Source organism: Sulfitobacter sp. CW3 (genome assembly GCF_019392245.1).
In the GTDB taxonomy this organism is placed as follows: Bacteria; Pseudomonadota; Alphaproteobacteria; order Rhodobacterales; family Rhodobacteraceae; genus Sulfitobacter.
This window is the reverse complement of sequence record NZ_JAHXRL010000013.1, coordinates 44,765-53,142: the sequence shown is the minus strand read 5'-3', so window position 1 is coordinate 53,142 and position 8,378 is coordinate 44,765. Positions and strand designations below refer to the sequence as shown.

The 8,378-nt window shown below is 57.3% G+C and carries 7 protein-coding genes and 2 pseudogenes; 5 read left to right on the top strand and 4 right to left on the bottom strand.

Going from position 1 to position 8,378, the window contains the following annotated elements; translation table 11 throughout:
* Nucleotides 1-359: 359 nt before the first annotated feature.
* The 4 genes from KZZ06_RS19535 to KZZ06_RS19520 are packed head-to-tail and all read left to right on the top strand — an operon-like array spanning nucleotide 360 to nucleotide 4,132.
* Nucleotides 360-1,415 carry a hemin-degrading factor gene (locus KZZ06_RS19535; protein ID WP_219581683.1) on the top strand — a complete coding sequence of 352 codons (1,056 nt, stop codon included), beginning with the start codon at nucleotides 360-362 and terminating at the stop codon, nucleotides 1,413-1,415.
* Nucleotides 1,415-2,281: a hemin ABC transporter substrate-binding protein gene (locus tag KZZ06_RS19530; RefSeq protein WP_219581687.1), complete on the top strand. Its 867-nt coding sequence runs from the start codon at nucleotides 1,415-1,417 to the stop codon at nucleotides 2,279-2,281. The genes KZZ06_RS19535 and KZZ06_RS19530 overlap by 1 nt, the downstream gene beginning before the upstream one ends.
* A gap of 4 nt (nucleotides 2,282-2,285) precedes the next feature.
* The gene (locus KZZ06_RS19525; RefSeq protein WP_219581682.1) at nucleotides 2,286-3,350 is read left to right on the top strand and encodes an iron ABC transporter permease; all 1,065 of its coding nucleotides are present in this window, start codon (nucleotides 2,286-2,288) and stop codon (nucleotides 3,348-3,350) included.
* On the top strand, nucleotides 3,347-4,132 hold the full coding sequence (locus tag KZZ06_RS19520) for a heme ABC transporter ATP-binding protein (protein WP_219581681.1): 786 nt from the start codon (nucleotides 3,347-3,349) through the stop codon (nucleotides 4,130-4,132). Before KZZ06_RS19525 ends, KZZ06_RS19520 begins: the two co-directional genes overlap by 4 nt.
* Before the next feature lie 39 nt (nucleotides 4,133-4,171).
* On the opposite strand, the pseudogene KZZ06_RS22630 reads toward KZZ06_RS19520, so the two are convergent.
* A pseudogene (locus KZZ06_RS22630) lies at nucleotides 4,172-4,492 on the bottom strand (DDE-type integrase/transposase/recombinase); the annotation flags it as partial.
* 12 nt (nucleotides 4,493-4,504) lie between these two features.
* Between KZZ06_RS22630 and KZZ06_RS19515 the strand changes: the two are divergent.
* A pseudogene (locus KZZ06_RS19515) lies at nucleotides 4,505-5,132 on the top strand (IS3 family transposase); the annotation flags it as partial.
* A 70-nt stretch (nucleotides 5,133-5,202) separates the two neighbouring features.
* On the opposite strand, the gene KZZ06_RS19510 reads toward KZZ06_RS19515, so the two are convergent.
* The 3 genes from KZZ06_RS19510 to KZZ06_RS19500 are packed head-to-tail and all read right to left on the bottom strand — an operon-like array spanning nucleotide 5,203 to nucleotide 8,378.
* The gene (locus KZZ06_RS19510) at nucleotides 5,203-6,096 is read right to left on the bottom strand and encodes a FoF1 ATP synthase subunit gamma (protein WP_219581680.1); all 894 of its coding nucleotides are present in this window, start codon (nucleotides 6,094-6,096) and stop codon (nucleotides 5,203-5,205) included.
* Nucleotides 6,080-7,618, bottom strand: a complete 1,539-nt coding sequence (locus KZZ06_RS19505) for a F0F1 ATP synthase subunit alpha (protein ID WP_219581679.1) — start codon at nucleotides 7,616-7,618, stop codon at nucleotides 6,080-6,082. The genes KZZ06_RS19510 and KZZ06_RS19505 overlap by 17 nt, the downstream gene beginning before the upstream one ends.
* Nucleotides 7,608-8,378, bottom strand: coding sequence for a F0F1 ATP synthase subunit B (locus KZZ06_RS19500; RefSeq protein WP_219581678.1), 771 nt, complete (start codon nucleotides 8,376-8,378; stop codon nucleotides 7,608-7,610). Before KZZ06_RS19500 ends, KZZ06_RS19505 begins: the two co-directional genes overlap by 11 nt.

The following is an 8,378-nucleotide window of genomic DNA, read 5'->3' as shown; positions in this document are numbered from 1 at the left end:
CTTTCACCCAGAACCAGCGTGCCCAGAAACCCTTGGTCGGCTTCTTGTGCGTGCAACGTTGCAGCATTGATCGTGATGAGTAACAGGCTGGTCGTACCCAGCAAAAGGGAACGTTTTCTCGTCGTCGGGGTCATTTCGTGCCTCGCAAGCATGTAGGTGGCCTAGTGCTTGCTGTGGGCTGGCTGTGGCGTTTTGAGATATCCGCGCTGATTATCGATGCGCTCTTGCGGTTTTTAGAAAGGCTTACTAAAAGTGTCAACAATAAAGGTTGAGTGTTTAACTCACCCGTTGCCAGCCCGTGTTTTGATGCGCGACGCCAGCCCCTTCTCAGATCATATAACCCAGCCAATAGGTGCATCATGACCAATCCCCAAGCGGTATCCCCCGCCTATATTCGCGACTTTCGCGCTGAACATTCCAAGCTGCGCGAGCGTGACATTGCGGAAAAGCTAAAAATCAGCGAGGCGCAGCTTGTCGCGGCATCCTGTGGTGAGGGCGTGACCCGGATAGATGCACACCCCGACAAAGTGATGGGTGCTGCACAAACCCTGGGCGAGGTGATGGCCCTGACGCGCAACCTGTCCTGCGTGAATGAAAAGGTCGGTGTGTATGACAACTATCGTTCCGGGCCGCATGCGTCGATGATCCTGAACGATGAAATTGACCTACGGATTTTCCCTAGCCATTGGTGCCACGCCTTTATGGTCGAAAAGGAAACAGACACCGGCGTGCGGCGCAGCTTGCAGGTGTTTGATGCAGCAGGCGATGCGGTTCACAAGATTTTTCTGCGTGACAGTTCCGATCTGGACGCATGGGCGCAGGCAAAAGAAACCTTGCAGCTGGAGAATCAATCGCAAACCGTGGATGTGTCAGAGCGCAAGCCCGATGAGACACCAAAGGCGGACGAAACAAAGGTCGATATTCTGCGCAAGGAATGGGCCAGAATGACAGACACGCATCAGTTCATGCGCCTGACCTCGAAGCTGAAGATGAACCGTTTGGGGGCATATCGCATCGTTGGCGCGCCCTTTGTCCGGGCGTTGGTACCGGGTGCCGTGGATCAAATGCTGCAACAGGTCGCTGCCAGTGATCTCGAGGTCATGGTGTTCACCGGCAACCGGGGATGTATCCAGATCCACTCCGGCCCGATTGAAACCCTCAAGGCAATGGGCCCTTGGCAGAATGTGCTGGACTCACGGTTCAACCTGCACCTGCGGCTTGATCACATCGCCGAAGTTTGGGCGGTCGAAAAGCCAACGCAGCGCGGCCCAGCCGTATCGGTTGAGGCGTTTAACAAAGACGGCGGGCTGATCTTTCAGGTATTTGGCGTCGGCAAAGAGGGGCGCGATAGCCGTCAGGGATGGGGCAAACTGGTTGAGGGCCTTGAAGGACTGAAGTCTGAGGTGCCAGCATGATGTGTTGTCGATCAGGTTTCACGCTACGGGCATCTGTTTTTGCCCTGCTCGTTGTGACGGCTTTCCCAGTGGCGGCCCAAGAAAAAACCGGTGGCATTGTTGCCATCGGCGGTTCGATTACCGAGATCATTTTTGCCCTCGGTGCCAGTGACAGGCTGATTGCCCGCGATACCACGTCAAACTATCCCGCCGAGGCGCAGGCCCTGCCTGATGTCGGCTATATGCGCGCCTTGTCCCCCGAAGGGGTGCTGTCGGTCGATCCGCAGATGATTATCTCGGAAGACGGTGCTGGCCCTCTTGAAACGATCAACGTGCTAGAGGCGGCTAACATTCCGTTCCTGACCGTCCCCGATGTGTACTCGGCCGAGGGTATCATCGCCAAGATTAACGCGGTTGGTCAGGCAATCGGCGAGCCGGAAAAAGCAAAGCAGCTTGCCGGTGATCTGACGGCGCGGTTGGATGCGGTGGTGCAGACGGCCCAACAAGATGCGGGGCAAGAGCCTAAGAAGGTGCTGTTTATCCTCAGCACCCAAGGCGGTCGGATCATGGCATCGGGGCAAAACACTGCCGCGTCAGCGATGATCGAAATGGCTGGCGCACAGAATGCCGCTGTGGGGTTTGACGGGTACAAACCCATGACAGACGAAGCTGTGATTTCTGCCGCACCCGATGCGATTTTGATGATGGAGCGGGAGGGTGATCACAACAGCACGGTCGCCGATCTTTTGGCGTTGCCAGTGATTGCATCGACGCCCGCCGGTCAAACAGGGGCGGTGATCCGGATGGACGGGCTGTACCTTTTAGGGTTCGGGCCACGCACTGCGGATGCTGTGTCTGACCTTTCTGCCGCGCTATACGGCAGCTGATCTAATGGCGCATGTTGCAGATATCGGTATACCACGTGACCGTCGCACCACCGCCCGGCGTACCCATTTCTGGCTGGCAGGGGCGTTGGTGGTGATCAGCATCACCAGCCTCGCCATTGGTGCGTCCGGTACGTCGCTTTGGGGGGCGTTGCAAAAGCTGATCATCGGCGAACCGCTGACCCAGATGGAACGGATCGTGTTGTGGGATATCAGGCTGCCCCGGATCATTCTGGGCATCTGTGTAGGGGCGTCGTTGGCCGTATCCGGCACGGTTCTGCAGGGGCTGTTTCGCAACCCCCTTGCCGATCCGGGTCTGGTCGGTGTCAGTGCTGGTGCCGGTCTGGGTGCAATTGTCGCGATTGTATTGGGCGGCCTGTTGCCAGCAGGCGTTATGGCGGTCTTTGGAATGTGGCTGGTCCCGCTGGCCGCCTTTTTCGGCGGCTGGGGTTCCACCATGCTGCTGTACCGCGTGTCGACCAGACGGGGCCGCACATCTGTGGCGACTATGTTGCTGGCGGGCATCGCATTGGGTGCCTTGGCAGGGGCCGTGTCCGGTATTCTTGTGTATCTTGCGAATGATGCGCAGCTGCGCGATCTGACGTTCTGGGGGTTGGGGTCGCTTGCCGGGGCCACATGGGCCAAAACGCTGGTGGCCGGCCCGCTTATTGCGGCTTCGGTCGGCGTGGCGATGTGCCTTGGGCGGGGGCTGAACGGCCTCGCATTTGGCGAAGCGACGGCGGCGCATATGGGCATCCCGGTTCAACGAGTCAAAAATATCGCGATACTTACCGTCGCTGCAGCGACAGGCACTGCGGTTGCGGTGTCTGGGGGTATTGGCTTTATCGGTATTGTCGTGCCCCATCTTTTACGTTTGGCGACAGGGCCGGATCATCGGCCGCTGCTGATCAACGTGGCGCTGCTTGGGGCAAGCCTGTTGCTGATTGCCGATGTGATCAGCCGAGTGATCATTTCCCCGGCAGAGCTGCCCATCGGGATCATCACGGCGGTTCTGGGCGCACCGGTATTTTTGTGGATATTGCTGCGCCGTCGCGGATTGGTGGATTTATGATGCTAGAGGCAGACATAACAAAGGCGTGGATCGGCCATAAAACCATTCTGCAAGACGTGTCTTTTCGTGCGGTGGCCGGGCAGCTTACTGCCATTGTCGGGCCGAATGGCGCGGGTAAATCAAGCCTTCTAAAGGCGATCACAAACGAGATCGATTTTGCTGGCCAAGTGCGTTTCAACGGCGAGGACGCCGGGTTGGCGCGCCCCTGGGATCTAGCCGCCATTCGGGGAGTGCTGCCGCAATCCACAACGCTGGCGTTCCCCTTTACGGTGATTGAAGTGGTTCGTATGGGGCTGCTGAGCGGCCATTCGGGACAAAGAGACCATCTGCCCGACACCGCGTTGGCCCGCGTCGGACTAGAGAGATACAGCCACAGACTATATCAAGAACTGTCGGGCGGTGAGCAGCAAAGGGTCCAATTGGCAAGGGTTCTGTGCCAAGTGTGGGACCCGGTCGACCAAGCAGATACCCCGCATTGGCTGCTGTTGGACGAACCCGTGGCTAGCCTTGATATCGGTCACCAGTTGATGGTTATGCGGTTGCTAAAAGACTATGCTGCGCGTGGGGGCGGGGTTGTGGCGGTCATGCATGATCTGAACCTGTCCGCGATGTTTGCCGATCACATGGTGATGGTGGTTCAGGGCAGCATTCTTTCAGCGGGTACACCGCAGGAGGTGATGACGGACGACGTGCTGTCGCAGGCATACGGGCGTACGCTTAGGGTTAATCTGGCACCACTAGACAACCGCAGCTTCATTCTACCGCATGTTGCCGCAGTTTAGTGGTGCCAGCTCGGTCTTGCCTCGGGTTTGGGGATGTTAGGGCGCTCCGCCCGAGTGCTTCTTTCCATTGCCTTGCAACCATTCAGCCGGTTCACCTGAGACGTAGCTGGATCCGTTGTTGCTGAGCAAACGCGGCTTGTGAACAACGTGCTCTTGGTCACAACCAGACGCTTCTAAAGCCAGATCCAACGTATCAGTAACATCCTCAGTCCTCATGTTGGTGCAGAGTTTCCATGAGATGGTCTAGCGGCTGTAATCGTCCAAGATCGTGCTGAGATAGAATCAGCCTCGGCCGATTATCTTCAGATAGGTGAAGTCGGTCTGACACAGTTGAGTGATGGCCGTGGTTTTGTCTTGGAACACGTGAGCCACTTCCCAGCCAATCGTTTGTGCAGCGTCGTTGGCCTCAGCACGCGTGGTTTGCGGGCGTTCCGCAGTCGGCCAGCCAGCCACAGACAAAGATCTGACCTAGTCACGCTGGCTCACATCAAAGAACAGTCGCGTCTCAGCCTGGGCAGTTATGCACTGCCGGGCAATGGACATCAGCTACGTCTGGACCCGTGAGGGTTGGCTATACCTCGCTGTCATCCTGGACCTGTATTCCCGGCGGGTCATCGGTTGGGCCGTCAGCAATCGGATGAAGCGGGACTTGGCGATCCGAGCGCTGAACATGGCCATCGCCTTCAGGGCACCGCCCAAGGGCTGCGTTCATCACACGGATCGGGGCAGCCAATACTGTTCTCACGACTATCAGAAGATCCTGCGACAACACGGGTTCAGCGTGTCGATGAGCGGCAAAGGAAATTGCTATGATAACGCAGCCGTCGAGACCTTCTTCAAATCCATCAAGGCCGAGCTGATCTGGCGGAGATCATGGGAAACGCGGCGGCAGGCTGAGATGGCCATCTTCGAATACATCAACGGGTTCTATAATCCACGTCGACGCCGTTCAGCACTGGGCTGGAAAAGCCCCGTCGCCTTCGAACGGAAGGTGGCTTAAACGAGCACTTGGGGTGGCAAGAAAGCGAGACAGGTCCAGTTTTAATGAGACATAGCTCATTGACACGGGGTTACTCCGATCGTGTTTCTTTCTTAAGCGCTTCAAAGCCGATGATCACATCCAAAAGCTCTGTCGTAATCTCGCTTTGACGCAGTGCGCGTGTGTCGGATTTCAAGGCATCCAACCTATCGTCAACCGATTGCTCGGCTTGCTGCATGAGTGCAAGGCGCGCCGCGTTCTCTGTGACCAAGGCCTCTGCCGCTGCTCGGAAGAGGGACGCGAAAAGATGCCCGCGGATAAGGGATATGAACAGATCCTCGGGCGGCATCGAAAAGTGGGGTAAACTGCGCGAGACCCATCGCTTAGACTGCAGATCGCGCACCAAATCGGGATCAAGCGGCAGCAGCGCATCAATCCTGAGGGCCTGCATCCCTTGTTCGGACCGCGCGAAATAGGCAAGGGTTACAGATATATCGTGCGGGCGACGGGCGCGGCGAATATCATCCAGCTTTTGCGTTAAAAGATTGGCAAGCCGCCCAATACCGTCAACCGAGGCCGGTGGGAAAAACGTCTCTTCCACCGCAAGGTCAAGGTCACAAAGCGCCCCTTCCATCTGCGCCCCGATGCACAACACCGTGGTTTCTGCGTCTGTGTCAGACTTAATATGGGTGCCAACATGTTCGGCTAGCGCCTCGTTATAGTTGCCACACAGCCCGTGATCAGACCCGAAAACCACGATAACGCGGGCCGCAGCCCCCACCCCTGCGCCCTTAATTGGGCCCGATTGCGATAGCAAAGCATGCAACCCCGTCAGGACCGTTTCATGATAGGCCTCAATCGCGCGGGCGGCCTGTTCATAAGGGGCCGAGTTGATCACCGATAGGGATTTCATCGTATGCACGACACCGCGAATGCCTTGCATGCTGGTGATCCGACGTGACAGGCTTTCAAGCGATTGTGCCATCGGCGTCTTTCAATGTAGCGCGCGCTTGTTGTCCAAGCGTGATCATGCGGGTCCGGGCGGCGTCCTCAAAGGGTTCGTTTTGTGCAATCAGTTCGGCGATATCGCCCAAGTCACGAACGGCCGCGATTCTGATGGCCCCCATAACGGCAAAGATATCCGCCTCGTTCAGGCCATCAAACTGACCATCCATCGCGGCGACCAAAACCGCCAGTTGTTCAACCGCCGGGATGGGGTCGCGTTCCGCTTGACGCAGCGATGCGCGCACCGCCGCGCCACGGGTCAGTCGCGCACGGGTCGCGTCATCCAGCCTTGTGCCAAAGCGGGCAAAATCCTCCAACTCTTCGAACTGTGAGAGGGTCACGCGCAGGTTGCCCGCAACAGAACGAAACGCACGGCTTTGCGCTTTGCCCCCTACCCGGCTTACCGACACCCCAAGGTCCACGGCGGGGAACTGGTTCTTGCGCACAAGGCGTGGCGACAGATAAATCTGCCCGTCTGTAATCGAAATCAGGTTGGTCGGGATATAGGCAGATAGGTTTTCGGCCTGTGTTTCAACGACGGGCAAAACCGTAATGGAGCCACCGCCAATGGCATCGGTGAACTGCCCTGCACGTTCCAACAACCGGGCGTGAATATAGAAAATATCGCCCGGAAATGCCTCGCGCCCCGGTGGGCGGCGCAGCAACAACGACAGTTCGCGATAGGACCGCGCGTGATGCGTTAAGTCATCCAAAACCACCAAAACATCATGGCCCTGCCCTGCAAAAAACTCTGCCATCGTCAGCGCCGCATAAGGGGCGATATAGGCCAAACCTGCTGCATCTGCGTCACCAGCGGCAAGGATGATCGTACGGTCCATCATTTCACCATCGGTGATGGCACCAATCACCTTGGCCACCGCATCGCCGCGCTGGCCAATCGCGCAATAGATACAAATCACATCGGTGCTTTTTTGATTCAAAATCGCATCAACCGCCAATGAGGTCTTGCCAGTTTGCCGGTCCCCGATCACCAATTGGCGCTGCCCAAGCCCGATCGGCACTGCGGCATCCACCGCTTTGATCCCTGTCGCCAGCGGTCGTGTGATCGCCTTTCGACTAAGGATCTCCGGCGCTTCGGCCTCTACCGGGCGGGAGGTTTCAGTTTTGATCACCCCCTTTGCATCGGCGGGATTTCCTAGTGCATCAACAACCCGACCTAACAGTGCGTTGCCTACTTTTGTGCTTACGACGGTGTGGGTTCTGAAAACATTTTGCCCGACGCCAACATTCTCGGAAGACCCCAAAAGCACGACACCCAACCGCCCGGGTTCCAAATCCAGCACGATGCCCTGCACGCCGCTTTCAAACTGCAGTAGTTCGTCGGACAACGCCCGCTCTAACCCCGTTACAATGGCGATACCGTCGGTAATTTCGGCAACCTGCCCGATCTCGCTCAGTCGGGGGCGGGGTGCCGGACACTCCAACAGGGATTGCACCAGCGCATCGGGGTTCGTGTCGATTTTATGGGCATCAAGACGCATCAGTTACCACCTTCGGCCCGGCGCTCGTGTTCAAACGATCCTCCATCAGGCTTTCAAGTCCCTCAATGTAGGAATCAAGCGTCCAAGCGATCTGTGCCCCACCCAAGCGGAACATAAGACCCGGCACTTGGGCGCTGTCCGTTTTGAATGTGACTGTGGCATTGGGGCATAGCGCCAATATTTCAGCTTTCAGGATTTTCTGAACAGGTACTGGCAAGGCATCATGGCTTACCACGGTTGCTACGGTGGCGTCGCCTGCCGCCTTTTTCAAATCCTCCACCATCGGTTTGATCTGCTGAACAAGATGACGCGCCATGCGTTCCTCAAGGGTTTCGTCGGCCAGATCGGTCAACGCCTTGCGCGTCAAAGACAGCAGCGTTTCAGCCCCCACACGGTGCAGATGCGTGGTGAATTTGTGCGCCTCGTCACCCAGATGCGCCTGCCAGTTTTCGCGCTCGGCCTTCATCTGCTGTGCGGCCTCGGCCAGCAATGCGTCACGTTGATCTTCTGCCGATTTGCGGATCGTTTCGGATATTTCGGATTGTGAAAGGTTCAATGCGCGCAGTTTATCGTGATAGTCGGCCTCGACGGCTGCCGCCTTGTCCTTGGCCTCGACCGCTTCGTTCATCCGGTTCGAAATCTCGGCCTCGCGCGCGTCAATGCCGTCTAGGATAGGACGATACAAAAACCGTTTCAAAAGCCATACGAGCACCAGAAAATTGGCGATTTGCGCCAAGACAGTGATCCAATCGATGGACAT

Bases quoted from the DNA above. Each gene is read 5' to 3' on its own strand.
- KZZ06_RS19535 (WP_219581683.1), top strand. From the start codon at position 360: ATGACCAATCCCCAAGCGGTATCCCCCGCCTATATTCGCGACTTTCGC.
- KZZ06_RS19530 (WP_219581687.1), top strand. From the start codon at position 1,415: ATGTGTTGTCGATCAGGTTTCACGCTACGGGCATCTGTTTTTGCCCTG.
- KZZ06_RS19525 (WP_219581682.1), top strand. From the start codon at position 2,286: ATGGCGCATGTTGCAGATATCGGTATACCACGTGACCGTCGCACCACC.
- KZZ06_RS19520 (WP_219581681.1), top strand. From the start codon at position 3,347: ATGATGCTAGAGGCAGACATAACAAAGGCGTGGATCGGCCATAAAACC.
- KZZ06_RS19510 (WP_219581680.1), bottom strand. From the start codon at position 6,096: ATGGCACAATCGCTTGAAAGCCTGTCACGTCGGATCACCAGCATGCAA.
- KZZ06_RS19505 (WP_219581679.1), bottom strand. From the start codon at position 7,618: ATGCGTCTTGATGCCCATAAAATCGACACGAACCCCGATGCGCTGGTG.
- KZZ06_RS19500 (WP_219581678.1), bottom strand. From the start codon at position 8,378: ATGTCCATCGATTGGATCACTGTCTTGGCGCAAATCGCCAATTTTCTG.